The following is a 16328-nucleotide window of genomic DNA, read 5'->3' as shown; positions in this document are numbered from 1 at the left end:
GCGCCGGGCTATCCGTAAGTATCCCGGGGCCCGCGCCCGGGAACGGAGAGCGGCCCATGCTTCCAGCTGGGCCGATGCGGACCCAGAATCACAATGTCTTTGACAATCCCCTCCCCTATTTCAGCGGCAATCCGCCCGGAAAGGGTGGCGAGGAGCGCGCGCATCTGGGTTTTCCACGAAGTGGAGGAAGCGCGCAGGGTGAGAACGCCGTCGTCGGAAAAATCCTCAATACGGCAGTGCCGCGCCACATTCGGTCCCACAATATCGTCCCACCGCGCGGAAACGGAGGCGATATCGAGGTGGCTTTGCCAGCCGCGGTCGCGGATCGTGCGAGCCAGGAGTTCACCAACCGGATGCGGGTCGCGCCAGGAGGGCCGGGCCCCGGATCCCACATCACCCCAACCCGGGCCGGGGCTAGCCACCGGATCACCAATGCGATCCGCCACGCCGGGTTCTCCGGCTGCGCCCGTGCTATTCGCCGCAATGTAACGGGGTGCCGCGGCGGGGCGGCGGGTACGCACATCCCCGCGCCGGAAAGCTGCTTCCCGAGCGGCATCCAAGGCGTGGAGCGCGAAGAGATCTCCAGCCTCACGCGCCATCGCGCACCTCCTCGGTTACCGCGCTACCGTTCACTTCTTCGGTCAACGTACCGTCACGAAGCTCCCCGGTAATGCTGCCCGCCGTAATATGGAGGCGATCCCCGCGCAGGCTTTCGGGCAGGTCATCGCCCACCGCGGCGGTAACAATCACCTGGTCAGCCTGCGCCACCAGCTCAGCCAGGCGCTCCCGGCGCCGGGCATCAAGTTCAGCAAAAACATCGTCGAGAAGGAGAATGGGTTCGCCATCCTCGCTCAGTAACTTCCAGCAGGCCAGACGCAAGGCGAGGGCGTAACTCCAGCTTTCCCCGTGACTGGCATAGCCTTTGGCCGGCAGGGTTCCTAAAGATAAGCGCAGGTCATCGCGGTGTGGACCCACCAAATTCACGCCGCGCTCAATTTCTTGATCCCGGCGTTCATCCAGCTGAGAACGCAGCAGAGACCGGGCGGTTTCCACATCCCGCAGCGCCTCTTCTTGGGCGGTGACGGCCTGGCAGCTGGCGGCGTCGTCGTTTAACAGTGCGGCAGCATCGGGAAGAGTGAAACTACCGCGCCACGCATTCGCCGCGTAATCGAGGCGGGCGTGCCCGCGGTTACCGGACACAATGTTGTACATATCCGTGACATACGGGCGTAGCCGCGCCACCAATTCAGCGCGGGCAGCCACGATCTGGGCGGCAAGGGTGGCCAGCTGTTCATCCCATACATCAATAGCGGCGTGATCCACTGCTTTTCCGCGGCGGCGCGCGGCTCCCGCAGTTTTCAGAAGGGCAGCACGCTGACGGATCACCCGTTCATATTCACTTTTCACCGAGGCGAGCCGCGGGCGGAGCTGCACCATAAGGTCGTCCAGGAAAGCGCGCCGTACCGCAGGTTCGCCGCGCACAAGAGCGAGATCTTCGGGTGCGAAGAGCACCGCGCGGATCGTTCCGAGAATTTCTATCGGGCGCACATTACCGCGATTGAGGCGGGCTCGGTTAGCACGCCCGGCATAAATTTCCACTTCCGCGGTGGTTGGTGATTCGCCACGCACCACCCGGGCCTGTACCACGCCAGCGGTCGCACCCTGGCGGATCAGGGCATTATCGGAAGAAACTCGATGGGAGGTGAGAGTGGCGAGGTAGGCGATAGCCTCCACCAGATTGGTTTTCCCCTGGCCGTTCTCGCCCACGAGGATAGTCACCCCGGGGCGGAAACGAGCCACTTCACGCCGGTAGTTACGAAAATCCGCCAGCGCTAAGTCAGAGATGTACACTCACACCCGCGCCTTAGGAATAGGTGCGAATCGGCATGAGGAGGAGGCGGAACTCATCCGTATCGGAGCCGGTTTCTTCGGGTTGGCCGGTAATAACCGCAGGTTTCGTGGGGCTGGTGAAGGAGAGACGCACGAAGGGTGTATCTACCGCGGTCAAGCCATCTTGCAGGTAAGCCGGATTGAAAGCCATCGCAATGTCTTCTCCGGTGAGGGTTGCCGGCAGTGCTTCACTGGTTTGCGCCGAATCGTTTTGACCGGCGTCCAATACCACGCTGCCTTCGCTAAAGCTCAGGCGCACCGCGCTATTTTTTTCGACGACGAGCCGCGCACGCTTAATGGCATCAAGCAACATGAGGCGATCAATCACCGCGTAGCCATTGACGGTATCCGGGAAGAGAGCCCGAACCTGCGGGTAATCGCCGTCGATAAGGCGAGCCACGTTCTGGCGGTCCGCAGCCCGGAAACCAATGAGGCCGGTACGTCCGGTGGTATCCAGGGTCATGCGCACATTACCAACCGAGCCGAGGGACTTCGCAATATCGGAAAGCCGACTGGCCCGTACCAGGATTCGCGCGGAAATCTGCGGATCTTCCGGTTCCCAGGTGAGGTTAGCGATGGCCAGGCGGTAGCGGTCAGTTGCCATGAGGGCAATATTTTCACCGTTGATTTCAATGCAGACCGAGACGAGGAGCGGAAGGGTGTCATCGGTGGAGGCGGCGGTGACAGCCTGGGCTACCGCATGCTGCCAGGCCGCACCATCAACCACGCCCGATACCCCGTCGAGGGGCGGAGCGGCCGGGTAATCTTCCAGCGGCATCGAGGTCATGACCATGCGCGAAGAGCCGCATTGGAGATCAAGTTTGGTTCCTTCGACAGTGAGGTCAATGGGCTTATTGGGGAGTGCGCGGGCATATTCAGCCAGGAGACGCCCGTGCACCAAAATAGTTCCGGCTTCTTCTACATCACCGGTAATTTCAGCGTAGGAGGAAATATCAGGATCGTAAGAGGAGAGTGCAACGACACCGGTGTCTTTGGCTTCAATTTTGATCCCGGAGAGGATGGGCAGCGAAGGGCGGGTGGGGATAGTGCGTGCCGTCCACGAGACGGCGTCCGCGAAGACATCGTGTTCAATCCGCAATTTCACAGCGAACCTTCCTCCCAATGACAAGAACTTCTAGAGCTACTTTACGCGAGGGAGGGCCCGGAAGGAAAAGAATTTAGCGGCTTTGTAATTACAACGGTGTAGTTTACCGCGGCGGGTGCACAGGCCCTCGGCGACCGGTTGTTGTCCGTGCGAGTGTTAATAGGTAGTGGTAGTAGTAGGTGCTGTGGACACTGTGGAAATGTGTTCGAAACGGCGTGAGCATGCGGATCCTGCTTGTGGATGGGCCTGTGGACGGCATTGTGGATAATGAGGGCTTTCGGGGGATGAGACACTTTCCTCACGTGGCTATCCACCGCTAGATCTCGCCGATCCGCTAAATTTATGCTCCTGTCCACAGCTTATCCGCAAGACCTGTGGATAGCTTTCATGCACGTAATGTGGGTGAGGAAACAGGGCAAGGTTCAGGCTGGCATTAAAGATGATGTGACGCAGATCGTCAGGTAGCTGCGTCGTCGCACTACATTAGTCGCACTACATGTGCCGAATTCAAAGTGCCGCACTAAACGTGCCGCACGGACGAAACGCGAGCTACAGCGTTACTCCGCCTGGCTGGCGGCCTGCTTAATACGCACGGAAAGCTCGGAGACCTGGTTATAGGTGGTCTGCCGCTCGGCCATCTGCTTATCGATTTTGCGATAGGCGTGCATGACGGTGGTGTGGTCGCGTCCGCCGAAGAGCGAACCGATCTTGGGGAGGGAAAGATCCGTCATTTCCCGGCACAGGTACATGGCGATTTGCCGCGCGGTCACCGGAATCCGGGAACGATCCGCGCTGGTGAGATCATCAATGGTGATGGAGAAGTAATTCGCCGTTTGCGCCATGATGAGGCTCGGTTTAATATCCACCGAATCCGGATTGGTAATAAGATCCTTGAGAACCATCTCGGATAGCGTGAGCGAAACCGGCTGCTTGGACAGATCCGCGAAAGCGGTGACCCGCCGCAGTGCGCCTTCCATTTCGCGCACGTTTGTGGTCATATGCGTGGCGATATATTCATGCACCTCGCGCGGCACGCTAATACCGTCCACATGCGCTTTCTTTTCCAGAATAGCGATACGGGTTTCCAGATTCGGGCGGTCAATACTGGCCACCACCCCGGAGTTAAAACGCGAAAGCATCCGCTCTTCGAAGCCATTGAGTAGATTCGGGGCCACATCGGAGGTAATAACAATCTGCTTATTGGAATTCGTCAGAGCATTGAAGGTGTGGAAGAACTCCTCCACGGTGGTATCACGCCCGCCAATGAATTGGATATCGTCGATCAGCAAAATATCGACTTTGCGGAAAGAATCCTTGAATTCGCTTTGCCGGCCGTCGCGCACCGCGTTAATAAAAGCATTGGTGAATTCTTCGGCGCTGATATAACGCACGTGAATATTCGGGTAGAGCGAAATCGCATAATTCCCGATCGCGTGCATAAGATGTGTTTTCCCCATCCCGGAATCCGAATAGAGGAAAAGTGGATTATAGGTAGTTCCGGGTGCTTCGGAAACCGCTAGCGAGGTCGCGGTCGGAAAACGATTCGAATCCCCAATCACAAAATTATCGAAAGTGTATTTCGGGTTGAGCCCGGCGGCCGTGGACATCGCCGCAAACGAAGGATCGGCAGAATTCCCGTAAATTTTTTCTTCCCCGGAGGCCATTGCCAAAGTTGCGAGGGAGGTCGGTTCAGTTTTTTCGACCGGTGCGGTTACTCGCGGGGAACTCAGGGCCGACGGCGCAGCAGCGGCCACCGGCTCGGCGGGAAACTCCGGGTAGCCCCCCGGTTCCTCCCGGGTGAAATCTCGATAGGTAGCGGACTGATTCCACTCCGAATCCGGGGATAGTGCAGTGGGAGTTTCCGCGCGGCGCGGAGCCGGAGCGGTCTCTACCGGGCGGGATTCGCGGCGTTCCGCAGCCGGGAGTGGGGATTCATTGACGCTTGGATCAATGGAAATAACCAAGCGAATGTTGTGGCCAAGAATATTGGATAGCGCCCCGGTCATAAGATCGGCAACGTGCTCCTCGATCCAGTTCTTCACGAACTCGGATCCCACCACGATCATGAAAATGTCCTCGGCGGTGGCGAGTGGATGGGCCATGCGCACAAAAGCGGATTGCGAATCGGAGAGGTCACCCTGCATGCGCAGCAATTCTAAGGCTGCCAGCCAAGCATCGCGCGCGGGGTTCATCTCCGCCATGACATCCTCCTGAGGACTCTCCTAAGAAAAAAGGGGGCGAGCCTCGCAGCCAGGTGATCCGAGCGCCGTTGATGATCACGACTGTAAGTTTCACACTATCTGGTGAGGCCATGCCCTATCTGTCTGCCTATCGTAGGTGAATTGACGCGCAACACGCTAACAAGTTATCCACAGGCTTCTCCACACCTGTGGAAATTACATCCCTGTTATTCACAGGTCACTTGCGCGCTGTGGAGCCTTAAAAACCTATCCTCAATCTTTTCCACAGATGTGTATAGGTCGAAAAAATTGCTTCGGTACGTGTTTTCTCACAGTGATCATCCTTGAGATAACGGTCACCGCGCGCTAAAAACCTTTGACTCATCGGCCCGATCTCGCGTAAAGTCATCTAGTCCATGCGTGGTTCAGCCACGCGTTATTTGTCAAGAAGGGCCGCCACCGCTTGTGGATAAGCCCGTCAATATCTAGTGGAGGGGATCACCGTGGTTAAGCGGACTTTCCAGCCGAATAATCGCCGTCGCGCTAAGGTACACGGTTTCCGCAAGCGCATGTCGACCCGCGCGGGTCGCGCTGTTCTGGCAGCTCGCCGTCGCAAGGGTCGCGCCAAGATTTCGGCTCAGTAAATGCTTCCAGCCGTTCACCGCATGCGGAGTTCGGCGGATTTCGACTCGGCCTTTTCCGGAACGCGCGGCTCTGCGCGGCGCGTCCAAGTCATCCTCGGCTCCCAGTCGGAATCGACCCTAACCGGCCCTCACCCTGTGCGGGTCGGTTTTGTCGTATCCAAAGCCGTGGGAAATTCCGTGGTGCGGCATCGGGTATACCGGCAACTGCGCCATCTCATGCGTGCCCGCCTAAGTTTTTTTGACGACGGCGATCTCGTCGTCGTTCGCGCTTTTCCCGCCGCGGCGGGAAGTAGCAGTGCGCAACTCGGTGCCGATGTGGACCGAGCGCTCGCCAAGGCACGCGCGCACCGTTCTCGGCTGGTGAGCACCCCATGACGCCGGCGCGGGACAACGGAGAAGCGGAAGAACGGCGCAAAGAAAGCATGCTGGTACGAGCGGTGCGCTGGTACCAACGCACAATCTCAGCCGCGCGTCCCCCGCGGTGCCGCTATGCACCGAGCTGTTCGGCCTATGCGATACAAGCCATACAGATTCACGGGACCGGCAAAGGTACACTTTTAACCGTGTGGCGCTTGCTACGGTGCAACCCATTGACGAAGGGCGGCGTAGATAGAGTGCCACCACCGGGTCAGTGGCCAAAGAAACCATTGGACCAAGATGAGCTTCTCGAGCTTTACGCCAAAGAAGACGCGTTAGACGATAAGAACAACGCTACGGACAATCCCAACGAGGGTCGTCCAGCAGCGTGAGGAGAAACTAAGTGGATACAATTCTCGCTCCGTTTATGTGGGCGGTCTCGTGGGTGATGTACGGCATCCATGAAGGACTCGTACTCCTGGGTATGAACCAGGGCGCTGGGCCGGCCTGGGTATGCGCCATTATCGGCCTGACCATTGTGGTTCGTCTGCTCATCTTGCCGCTGTATAACCGGCAGATTCGTGCTTCCCGGGCAATGCAGGTGCTGCAACCCGATATCCAGAAGCTGCAGAAGAAGTACAAGGGGAAGCGGGACCAGGTGTCCATGCAGCGGCAGCAGGAAGAACTGCAGGCGCTCTACCGCAAACACGGGGCCTCCCCCATGGCATCGTGCTGGCCCATGCTTGTGCAGATGCCGATTCTCTTCTCGCTGTATCGGGTGCTTATTAACTTCCCCTCCATTGCGACGGGTAAGCGTGGTCCCATCGGGCCGATTACGCAGTCGGTTGCGCAGGATTTCGAAGAAACCACCTTCTTTGGTGCTCCGATGTCCGCCACTATTTCGACCGCAGGTCAATTTGCTAATGCCACCCAGGTGCGGATTGTCGCCGTCGTTCTTGTTGTCATCATGATCGTCAGTATGTTCTGGACGCAGCGTCAGCTCATGACGAAGAATATGCCGGAACAGAAGGATCCGAATAACGCGGCCCTGCGCATGCAGCGCATGATGCTCTACGGTATGCCGCTGATTTATGTCTTCTCCGGTGCGGTCTTCCCGGTGGGTGTGCTCATCTACTGGTGTGCCGGTAACCTCTGGAATATGTGCCAGCAGAGCTGGTTCATCCGCCATAACCCGACTCCCGGTTCGCGGGCTTATATCGAACGCGAGAAGCGCATTCTGGAAAAGCGTAAGCGCAAGGGTCTTACCGATGAGGAAATCGCCGAATTGGAAGCTGAGGAGCAGAAGGGCGGCCAGCGCTACCAGCCGATGAGCAAAGAACGCGCGAAGAAGGCCGGGCTGAGTCCGGATGCTTATATGCCGCGTCCGGAGGATGAGGATGATGACGATAAGCCTGCCGTCGGTAAAGATGGTTTGACGGATGAAGAACGCGCCCGCAAGCGCTACGAACGCCGCCAGGCCGAACGGGCTCGGGCCCGCGCCAAGAAGAATAAGAAAAACCGCGGGAAATAACACCCGGCTACCGGCGTAGAACAAGCTAAACTTAGTCAAAGAAAAGGAACGGACGGGTTGCGCAAAATCTTGGCAGCCCCAGAAGGGGATCCCCCGGATACCAGGAGAAAGAATGAGCGAAACGTCTGAGGATATTAAGAAGCTCGATCGCGAAGGCGATATTGCGGCTGATTACCTCGAAGAACTGCTGGATATTGCTGATCTCGACGGCGATATTGATATCTCGATTGACGAAGATCGTGCCACAATCGCCATTGTCACCGAGGGGGAAGCTGATGAGCGGCTGCGCCGCCTGGTGGGCCGGCACGGTGCCACTCTTAATGCACTCCAGGATTTGACCCGTCTCGCGGTTCAGGAAAAGACCGGGGAACGCTCGCGCCTCATGTTGGATATCGCGGGGTACCGCGATGAGCGGCGCGCCAAGATCGAGGAAATCGCTGCGGAAGCCATCCGCGAGGTACAGGAAACCGGCGATGAGATTGAGCTGGATCCCATGAATCCTTTTGAACGCAAGGTGGTGCACGATGCTGCTGCCGCTGCCGGACTTGTTTCCGATTCCGAGGGTGTAGGCGCGGGGCGTCACGTGGTTATCAAGCCCGCGGATGAGGATTAAGGCGAGGATTAATACGCATATATGGCGGAAGAACATCCGATGATCGAGGTTCCTCCTGCCGCCGGAGCTGACTATTTCGGCACGGCGACATGGGGAACCTTGCTTCATTTTGCGCGCCTACTCGAAGAGGAAGGCGAGGTACGCGGGCTGGTGGGCCCGCGCGAACTCGGCCGCTTATGGTCCCGGCACCTTCTCAATTCGCTAGCTATTGAGGAATTCATCCCCGCGAATGCTACGGTGGGTGATGTGGGTTCGGGGGCTGGTTTCCCCGGAATTGTGCTGGCGATTGTGCGTCCAGATGTCACCGTGACCCTCATCGAATCTATGGAGCGGCGAACCGAATGGCTACGCTACGTGGTGAGCGAATTAGGTTTGCGGAACGTGAAGGTGCGGACCGCCCGTGCTGAACAGCTCAAAGGCCGTTTCACTGCGGATATCGTGACTGCCCGGGCGGTGGCGGCTCTCAAAAAACTACTGCCGTGGACGATGCCGCTGGTTAAACCGGGAGGCCGTTTGGTGGCCCTCAAGGGCGAGCGTGCTGCCCAGGAAATTGACGACGCCGCAGCGCAATTGCAGCGTTACGGAGCTGTGGACGTTGCGGTTCATGCGGTAGTTCCCTTCGGGACGGACGAGGCTACTCGGGTAGTAGAAGTGGTTAAAAAGGCGTCGTAGGTAGCTACGGTAGCGCGCTTCACCACTTAGGCGTGTGGCCAAGTAACGAGGGGAACGCGTGTCGGTTTCGCCGGGTGTATCGAACATATGTTCGTGGTATGTAGTTGTTGTGGATAACGTACGTGACGCAGATGACGGCGGCACAGAGACGCCCTAATACCGGCTAGAATATTCTGAAGTAAGGAGGGCGTTATTTATGAGTGATCCCCGCAAAAAAGTTGGACGTCGTGCTGCGCCGAGTTCGGCACCTTCGCCTGCACCACAGGATCGGGACACTCCGATTGCCCGCGAACTTCGGGAGGATTTTAAGCGCCTCAAGAAGGTAAAAGCGAGTAAGTTCCAGAAGCCGGAGCACACTCGCGTTGTTGCGGTGACGAATCAAAAGGGTGGTGTCGGTAAAACCACCACTGCTGTGAATATGGCGGCTGCCCTCGCTCTTAATGGTATGCGGGTCTTGCTGGTTGATGCGGATGCGCAGGGGAATGCTTCGACCGGCTTGGGTATTAGCCCACGGGAAGAACGCACTGACGTTTACGAAGTTTTTAAGGGCGAAGCGCGGCTGGAGGATGTTCTTATTCAGCTCGAGGATATTCCGAATCTCTACGTGGCACCCTCGAGCATCACCTTGGCGGCTGTTGATTTTGAATTAGGTCAGGTGCCGGGGCGTTATTCTATTTTGCGGGACGCAATTCGGGAAACGGTAGCTAGTTTCGCAGCGCAGGGCAAAGCTTTTGACTTCGTCTTTATTGATTGCCCGCCGAGTATGGCGCTGTTGCCGGTGAGTGCGCTGGTGGCTGCTGATGAGGTTCTGGTCCCGATTCAGGCGGAGTTTTATGCCCTGCAGGGTGTGGCGCAATTGGTACAGACGGTTGAAGACGTGCGCTCGTCCCGGAATGAAAAGCTGCATATCTCTGCTTTTATTGTGACGATGGTGGATACCCGTACAAATCTCGCGAAAGATGTATCGGAGGAAGTGCGTTCACACTTCGGTGATCGGGTACTTCATACGGAGATTCCTCGATCAGTGGCCGCTGCGGAAGCGCCGTCTTTCGGGAAGAGTGTGCTCACCCATGATCCCCGGAATCGGGCGGCTATTGCGTATCTTGCAGCAGCAAAAGAATTTTCAGCTCTCTCATAGTTAGGAGCCATCGTGGCAACTCGCAAACGGCGTGGTTTAGGTAGTGGACTCGGGGCCCTTATTCCACCGGAACAGGCAGAGAATACCGAGAGCCCTATCGATATCTTTTTCGGTACGGTGAAGAAGAAGGACTCGGGGTCGCCGGAAGCTGCGGGCTCACGGCAGTACGAAGATCATCAGCAGGATGATGCTAATCCCCTCGACCTTGGATATGGTCCGGTAAGCGAAAATGTTTCACGTGAAACATTGGGCGGTTCGCAGCGTACGGCTTCGAAGCTGTCGGCCGCTGCGCCTAAAAAGAAGGTGTCCGGCAAGAAATCTGAGGTCATTAACGGAGCGGTCGAAGCCAAGAGCGTTGTTGCAGAATCAAAGGATCTAGCAACCGCGCAAGCTGTGGGAACTGTGGAAGGTGTCGAAACCGCAGGGGCAGGTGTTAAGGCCAGCAATGTTTCACGTGAAACATCGGACGATGATCTTGTTGCAGTTCCGGGTGCCACCTACGGCGAGATCGACGTGAGTGTCATTATCCCCAATCGGGCCCAGCCCCGTACCAATTTCGACGATGACGATTTAGAGGAACTCTCACAGTCAATTAAGGAAGTGGGAGTTCTCCAACCTATTGTTATTCGTCCGCTCCGTAAGCCTGTGGAAGATCACCCCGAGGCACGTTACGAACTCATCATGGGCGAGCGGCGCTGGCGAGCAACCCAGCGGGCTGGTTTGACTCATATTCCGGCAATTATTCGGCGCACCTCCGATGAAGACCTGCTCCGCGATGCACTTCTGGAGAATTTACATCGCGCGGATCTTAATCCCCTGGAAGAAGCAGCTGCGTATCAGCAACTACTCGAGGACTTCCAATGCACCCAAGATGAGCTTGCGAAGAGGATTGCACGCTCACGGCCACAGATCACCAATACGCTACGACTTCTGAAGCTCCCCGCTTTGGTGCAGCGTAGAGTGGCAGCGGGTGTGCTCTCATCTGGGCACGCGCGTGCGCTTCTCGGTCTTGCGGACGCAGGGGCGATGGAACATCTCGCGCAGCGGATTGTGGCAGAAGGATTGTCTGTTCGGGCGGTTGAAGAGATCGTTGCACTTGGGGATGAGTCCACCCAGGCTTCCGTGCGTCGAGTCCGGGTCAAGCGTTATGAAAACGAACTGAGTTCGGTAGCAACGCAACTCGGAGACCGGCTCAATACTCGCGTCAAAGTGGATATGGGCCGTACAAAGGGAACTATGCGCATCGACTTCGGTTCACTCGAGGATCTCAATCGCATTCTGAGCGTGCTCGCACCGGATGTTACAGGCGTAGAGATTCCCTAAGGGGAAGATAGTTAGTAGTAGATCGTTGGTCCTTCGTGTTGCGGGGCAGTGTTTCACGTGAAACATTGCCCCGTTTCGTTATTTCGTCGGGGTTTTATATAGTGCAGATACTGTGAATAATGGTTGAGAAGTAGCTCAACCGCGAATACGGAGGCGGGAGAAGGCCGCTCTCGAATGTTTCACGTGAAACATATGTGTCAAAGGTAAGCTAGGTGTTAGTGACGGTAAGAAAGTAGCCCACAATCAACTGTCGAAAGCTGTTTCAGAACGGCGGTATAAAAATAGGCTAGTTTCAACGGTTGGAAAGAAGTCCAGATGTGTATGGCTAGACCGTTTACTGAAACCGAAATTTTGGCGTGTACGAGCCTTGGTCTAGGATTCTTCTTGATCTAAGAAACAAAAGCGGGCAATGTTTCACGTGAAACATTGCCCGCTGCTTGGGGATTCTCCTGAAGTTGCTATGCGCGCTACTTCGCCATATCGGGGAGATCCTCCGGTTCGCTGGTGTCTCGATTTGCTGCGCGGTGCAGAATTTGCAGGTAAAGCGATTCGGGGCTGGTCCCATTTTCCCGTGCATATGCTTCGACGGCTTGGGGAAGTAGCGACGTCTCCGTCATTCCCGGTGCAATATTAACATCGATGACGTATGGAGTACCATCTTTCAGGATCAGGTCGATTCGGGACACATCGCGAAGTCGAAGAGTGGTATGTGCTGTGAGTGCGGCCTCGGCAACCCGAGTCTTTTCCTCATCAGAAAGACGAGCCGGTACATAGTACTTAGCACGACCGGCGAAGTAGCGCGCGTCGTAATCATACGGCCCATCGGTTTCAATTTCGACCGGAGGAAGCGCGATAGGTCCATCGGCTCCATCAATAATCGAAACAGAAACCTCAGTTCCGTCGATAAAGGTTTCGACATGCGCTTCTTCCCCGTAAGCGAAGCAATCGACCATTGCCCGGGGGAGGTCCCCCGGCTTATCAACGATAGTTACTCCCAGCGCTGATCCGCCCAAATTCGGCTTCACCACCAGCGGGAACTCATAGCGTTCCCCAAGCAGATCAAGAATAGGCGCGACCCCGACTTCACGGAAAAGAGCTTCCGGGAAGCTAACCGACCAGGGAACAGCAAGCCCGGCGTGGCGCAAAAGCGATTGTGCGACCGTTTTATTAGAGGCGATACGGGCGGCGTTCGCCGTCGACCCTACAAAACGGTACCCGCTGAGAGAAAGCAGATCTTGAAGAGCTCCATCTTCTCCGGTTGCGCCGTGCACCAAGGGCCAGACCACCGTAGGATTCATGGAGTTGAGGCGCTGGAGCAAGGTTGCATCAACATCGAGAACCTTGACCTGCGCGCCCGCTTCCCGCAGGAGCGTGGCGACCCGACGCCCCGAACTCAGCGATACATCGCGTTCGTGCGTGAGACCACCGGCAAGAATAGCAACGGTCAGAATATTGTCCATTTTCCCTCCGGACTTCACTCTACTCATCAGTGATGAGAACCGATAGCAATCGAATTACTTCGTTGCCTGTGGCGAGGAATCATCCACGCCGAACATTTGGACTAGATCATTTTCTTGGCTAATAACTTCGCCAAGCCTGCGCACGCCCTCGGTAATGCGTTCCGGGGTGGGGTAGCAGAAAGACAGGCGCATATGGTCATTACCCTGGCCGTCGGCGAAGAAGGCAGTTCCGGAAACGTACGCCACGAGGTTCTTCACAGCGCGGGGAAGCATTTCATGCGCGTTCAGGCCGCCGGGTAATTTGACCCAGGTATAGAAGCCACCGCGCGGCTTATTCCAGGTGCACATGGGCATGTATTTCTCGAGCGCAGCCTGCATGGCCTGGCCCCGCTCGGCGTACATACCGCGGTATTCCTTGACCTGTTGGTACCAATCATAGGTACGCAGATACTCCGCGATAGCGAGCTGACCAAAAGTGGTCGGGCACAGGATCGCATTTTCCGCGGCGAGGGTAAGACGCGCACTCAGCGCAGCCGGTGCCAGCGCCCAGCCCACCCGGAACCCCGGTGCGAAGGTCTTGGAGAAAGATCCCAGGTACACAACACCATCCGGGTTGAAGGTTTGGATGGCAGGAATGGGATCACCGTCAAAGCCAAGCAGACCATAGGGATTATCTTCCACGATAAGAACATGGTGCTTATCGCAGATTTCGGCAATACGCCGGCGGCGTTCCTCAGATTGACTCACACCGGCAGGATTATGGAAATTAGGAATGGTGTACAGGAACTTAATTGGCTTTCCGACGGCCTCCAGATCCTTGATTGTTTCCTCAAGCTGCTCGGGAATCAGGCCATTGGCATCCATGTCTACGTGCACCACATGCGCTTGGTACGCACGGAAAGTTCCCAAGGCCCCAACATAAGAAGGCGCTTCGGCAATAACAACATCACCCGGGTTAATGAAGATTTGGGAAACAAGATCGAGGGCCTGCTGGCTGCCGGTCGTAATATTAATGTCGTCCGGGTGGGCGCGAATACCTTCGGGTCGCATAACCTCCACGATCATTTCACGCAGTTCTTCGGTGCCCTGGCCGCCGCCGTACTGTAGCATTTTAGCCCCGTTATTACGGATGAGCCGTGCGGTCATTTCCGCGAGGAAGTCTAAAGGTAGCCCGCTAATATTAGGCATTCCCCCTGCGAGAGACACAACTTCTGGGCGATTTGCAACCGCGAAAAGCTGACGAACCTCAGATTGCTTCATTCCTAAAGCTCGATCAGCATAGACATTGTACCATGGATCAAGTCTGGTAAATCCGGGACCGGCGTGCTGCTCGCCCATACGTTCTCCTTCTCTTTTAACACACTAAGTGTGCCACGCTCGGGGCCGCGATAAAACAATGTCCGCCGGTGTGCTTCACGCATCACTCAATCGCGAGGCCATTGCGGGGATCATCGCGGGATTACCGCGGAGCTACCGCAGTCCGGGCGTGTGAGCCCTATGGGGTAGTAGCGTACCCGCAAAGAAAGGTGCCTGTCAGCACCGCGCTTATTCGGATCCCGCGAGTTTGGCGAGTTTCACGAGTCCCCGAGGCCCGGGAGTTGTGCCAGAAGTTCAGCGCGGATCTCAAGTTTAGGTACAAGCCCCGCAAAGCGCGCATATTCCTTGCCCTGGTGCACAAGAAGCAGGGTCGGCAGACATTCGAGCCGCGGAATAAAAGCAGCGACGTCGTCCCACGGATTCGACGCGCGAGTATCGGCGGAACCGGCATTCGCGGAACCGGCATTCGCGGGGCAACTACTCACAGGCTCACCTTCGGCGGGATCAATACCTCCATAACCCAGGGCGTGCTGGATTGCGTGGGTTACTTGCGCGGAGAGCTCAGAAAAATCGATCTGATGCTCCGGAGCGCCACCTGGTAGCACGTACTGGCTATCGGGATCAGCTCCGGCAGCAGCGGTTTCGTAACCGCGCCGCGGGCCCACGGGTGGCTGGGTAAGAATATCCAGGTTGACGCACCACGCGTCGAAGCTTACGTCCGGTATGAAACGATGAAGGTCGACGACGCTCTCCTCGAAAATCACGCGCATTGGCCGATCATAGGGAACCCACGAAGCCGTGTAGAGCAGCAACGTAGGAACCTCAGGTCGATACCCGGGCACGGTTCCTCCTTCCGGCCTAGCGGGTAGAAACTCTAGCTCCACCATTCTAAACGCGAACCGGCGAGGCAGATCAGAAATCCACCTCGCCGGTTCGAAATAAAGAAATAAGCGGTACCCGCCCTGGATTACGCGGAATTCTCACCACGGGAGTCCCGTAGCGCTCCCATCACAAGAGTTACGCCGCGCTCCCACCTGCGGCAGCCTGCTGGGCCGCGAGGTTTTCGAGGTAGCGTTCCGCATCGAGAGCCGCCCGGCACCCGGTGCCGGCTGCGGAAATAGCCTGGCGGTAGTACCGATCCACGACATCCCCGCAGGCGAAAACTCCGGGAACCGAGGTTTCGGTGTGCGGGTGGTTGACGACGATATAGCCGTCGTCGTCCAATTTAAGCTGCCCATCGAGAATTTTCGTACGCGGAAGATGACCGATGGCCACGAAAAGGCCGGTCACATCGAGATTCGAATCTTCTCCGGTCACGTTGTTGTGGAGAGTAATAGCGTTCATGGACCCGCCGTCTTCCCCACGAATATCCGTGACTTCACTATTCCAGTGCATCACGATCTTGGGGTTGGCCAGGAGGCGGTCCGCCATAATCTTCGAGGCGCGCAGCTCGTCGCGCCGGTGGATCACATGCACCTTGGTGGCGAAGCGGGTAAGGAAAAGAGCATCCGTCACGGCGCTATCCCCGCCGCCTACCACGGCAATTTCCTGGTCTTTGAAGAAGAAGCCATCACAGGTGGCGCAATAGGAAACCCCGCGGGAGGCGAACATGGTCTCGCCATCCAGACCGAGCTTCTTGTAGGCCGATCCGAGGGCCAGGATAACCGTACGGGCCCGGAATTCGGATTCCTCAGTTCGCACGATCTTGACATCGCCGCTCAGGTCCATGGAGAGGGCGTCGTCGTACTCCATTTCGGCACCGAATTTTTCGGCCTGCTGCTGCATATTAGCCATAAGGTCAGGGCCGAAGATTCCATCCGGGAAACCCGGGTAGTTTTCCACCTCGGTGGTGGTCATAAGTGCGCCGCCGGCATCAATGGCACCGCCGATTACCAGCGGCTTGAGGCCCGCGCGTGCGGTGTACAGCGCAGCGGTCCAGCCCGCCGGTCCGGATCCGACGATGATGACGTCACGAATATCGCTCTCGGTCATATTTCTCCTGTGTTTTTACGAGTGATTGTGCCGCGTTGCGCGAGCACACCGCTCCCATCGGGCACATCATTGGGTACAACGTCCCGGGATGTGCAGCTATTCCCAA

At 57.1% G+C, this 16328-nt stretch carries 16 protein-coding genes; 8 read left to right on the top strand and 8 right to left on the bottom strand.

Annotated features, from left to right (window positions below; genetic code table 11):
- Positions 1–8: 8 nt before the first annotated feature.
- The 4 genes from AC5RK6_RS02300 to dnaA form a co-directional block, all read right to left on the bottom strand.
- Complete coding sequence (locus tag AC5RK6_RS02300) at positions 9–599, bottom strand: DciA family protein (RefSeq protein WP_284901286.1); 591 nt, start codon at positions 597–599, stop codon at positions 9–11.
- Positions 589–1851 (bottom strand): DNA replication/repair protein RecF, encoded by a 1263-nt coding sequence (gene recF, locus AC5RK6_RS02295; protein ID WP_320757398.1) that lies wholly within the window; start codon positions 1849–1851, stop codon positions 589–591. The genes AC5RK6_RS02300 and recF overlap by 11 nt, the downstream gene beginning before the upstream one ends.
- A 13-nt stretch (positions 1852–1864) precedes the next feature.
- A complete protein-coding gene (dnaN, locus tag AC5RK6_RS02290; RefSeq protein ID WP_016442054.1) occupies positions 1865–2995 on the bottom strand; it encodes a DNA polymerase III subunit beta in 1131 nt (376 codons plus the stop codon).
- Positions 2996–3552: 557 nt separating this feature from the next.
- The gene (dnaA, locus tag AC5RK6_RS02285) at positions 3553–5196 is read right to left on the bottom strand and encodes a chromosomal replication initiator protein DnaA (protein ID WP_284901293.1); all 1644 of its coding nucleotides are present in this window, start codon (positions 5194–5196) and stop codon (positions 3553–3555) included.
- A gap of 482 nt (positions 5197–5678) precedes the next feature.
- Between dnaA and rpmH the strand changes: the two genes are divergently transcribed.
- The 8 genes from rpmH (at position 5679) to AC5RK6_RS02245 (ending at position 11453) form a co-directional block, all read left to right on the top strand.
- Positions 5679–5819: a 50S ribosomal protein L34 gene (gene rpmH, locus AC5RK6_RS02280; protein WP_039898524.1), complete on the top strand. Its 141-nt coding sequence runs from the start codon at positions 5679–5681 to the stop codon at positions 5817–5819.
- A complete protein-coding gene (gene rnpA, locus AC5RK6_RS02275) occupies positions 5820–6194 on the top strand; it encodes a ribonuclease P protein component (protein WP_410374591.1) in 375 nt (124 codons plus the stop codon).
- Positions 6191–6568 (top strand): membrane protein insertion efficiency factor YidD, encoded by a 378-nt coding sequence (yidD, locus tag AC5RK6_RS02270; RefSeq protein WP_493926343.1) that lies wholly within the window; start codon positions 6191–6193, stop codon positions 6566–6568. Before rnpA ends, yidD begins: the two co-directional genes overlap by 4 nt.
- An 11-nt stretch (positions 6569–6579) precedes the next feature.
- Positions 6580–7707, top strand: a complete 1128-nt coding sequence (gene yidC, locus AC5RK6_RS02265) for a membrane protein insertase YidC (RefSeq protein WP_320757399.1) — start codon at positions 6580–6582, stop codon at positions 7705–7707.
- A gap of 112 nt (positions 7708–7819) precedes the next feature.
- The gene (locus AC5RK6_RS02260; protein WP_016442050.1) at positions 7820–8320 is read left to right on the top strand and encodes a Jag family protein; all 501 of its coding nucleotides are present in this window, start codon (positions 7820–7822) and stop codon (positions 8318–8320) included.
- A gap of 21 nt (positions 8321–8341) precedes the next feature.
- The gene (gene rsmG / locus AC5RK6_RS02255) at positions 8342–8992 is read left to right on the top strand and encodes a 16S rRNA (guanine(527)-N(7))-methyltransferase RsmG (RefSeq protein WP_320757400.1); all 651 of its coding nucleotides are present in this window, start codon (positions 8342–8344) and stop codon (positions 8990–8992) included.
- A 196-nt stretch (positions 8993–9188) separates the two neighbouring features.
- The gene (locus AC5RK6_RS02250) at positions 9189–10130 is read left to right on the top strand and encodes a ParA family protein (protein WP_320757401.1); all 942 of its coding nucleotides are present in this window, start codon (positions 9189–9191) and stop codon (positions 10128–10130) included.
- A 12-nt stretch (positions 10131–10142) separates the two neighbouring features.
- Positions 10143–11453, top strand: a complete 1311-nt coding sequence (locus AC5RK6_RS02245; RefSeq protein WP_320757402.1) for a ParB/RepB/Spo0J family partition protein — start codon at positions 10143–10145, stop codon at positions 11451–11453.
- Positions 11454–11920: 467 nt separating this feature from the next.
- Here the strand turns inward: AC5RK6_RS02245 and AC5RK6_RS02240 are convergent, their stop codons facing one another.
- The 4 genes from AC5RK6_RS02240 to trxB form a co-directional block, all read right to left on the bottom strand.
- Entirely contained in the window at positions 11921–12940 is a 1020-nt protein-coding gene (locus AC5RK6_RS02240) for a D-alanine--D-alanine ligase family protein (protein ID WP_435730773.1), read from the bottom strand.
- 27 nt (positions 12941–12967) lie between these two features.
- Positions 12968–14251, bottom strand: coding sequence for an aminotransferase-like domain-containing protein (locus AC5RK6_RS02235; protein WP_320757404.1), 1284 nt, complete (start codon positions 14249–14251; stop codon positions 12968–12970).
- Between the two features lie 236 nt (positions 14252–14487).
- Positions 14488–15072, bottom strand: a complete 585-nt coding sequence (locus tag AC5RK6_RS02230) for a YbbN family protein (RefSeq protein ID WP_320757405.1) — start codon at positions 15070–15072, stop codon at positions 14488–14490.
- A 175-nt stretch (positions 15073–15247) separates the two neighbouring features.
- Complete coding sequence (gene trxB / locus AC5RK6_RS02225; RefSeq protein WP_320757406.1) at positions 15248–16222, bottom strand: thioredoxin-disulfide reductase; 975 nt, start codon at positions 16220–16222, stop codon at positions 15248–15250.
- Positions 16223–16328 lie beyond the last annotated feature (106 nt).

This window comes from Actinotignum sp. usb-actsch-213, assembly GCF_059085665.1.
The sequence above is the reverse complement of the archived record's forward strand: the minus strand, read 5'-3'. Positions and strand labels throughout refer to the sequence as shown.

Excerpts from the sequence above, each read along its gene's own strand:
- AC5RK6_RS02300 (WP_284901286.1), bottom strand. The coding sequence starts at position 599 with ATGGCGCGTGAGGCTGGAGATCTCTTCGCGCTCCACGCCTTGGATGCC.
- dnaA (WP_284901293.1), bottom strand. The coding sequence starts at position 5,196 with ATGGCGGAGATGAACCCCGCGCGCGATGCTTGGCTGGCAGCCTTAGAA.
- rnpA (WP_410374591.1), top strand. The coding sequence starts at position 5,820 with ATGCTTCCAGCCGTTCACCGCATGCGGAGTTCGGCGGATTTCGACTCG.
- yidD (WP_493926343.1), top strand. The coding sequence starts at position 6,191 with ATGACGCCGGCGCGGGACAACGGAGAAGCGGAAGAACGGCGCAAAGAA.
- AC5RK6_RS02260 (WP_016442050.1), top strand. The coding sequence starts at position 7,820 with ATGAGCGAAACGTCTGAGGATATTAAGAAGCTCGATCGCGAAGGCGAT.
- rsmG (WP_320757400.1), top strand. The coding sequence starts at position 8,342 with ATGGCGGAAGAACATCCGATGATCGAGGTTCCTCCTGCCGCCGGAGCT.
- AC5RK6_RS02250 (WP_320757401.1), top strand. The coding sequence starts at position 9,189 with ATGAGTGATCCCCGCAAAAAAGTTGGACGTCGTGCTGCGCCGAGTTCG.
- AC5RK6_RS02240 (WP_435730773.1), bottom strand. The coding sequence starts at position 12,940 with ATGAGTAGAGTGAAGTCCGGAGGGAAAATGGACAATATTCTGACCGTT.
- AC5RK6_RS02235 (WP_320757404.1), bottom strand. The coding sequence starts at position 14,251 with ATGGGCGAGCAGCACGCCGGTCCCGGATTTACCAGACTTGATCCATGG.
- trxB (WP_320757406.1), bottom strand. The coding sequence starts at position 16,222 with ATGACCGAGAGCGATATTCGTGACGTCATCATCGTCGGATCCGGACCG.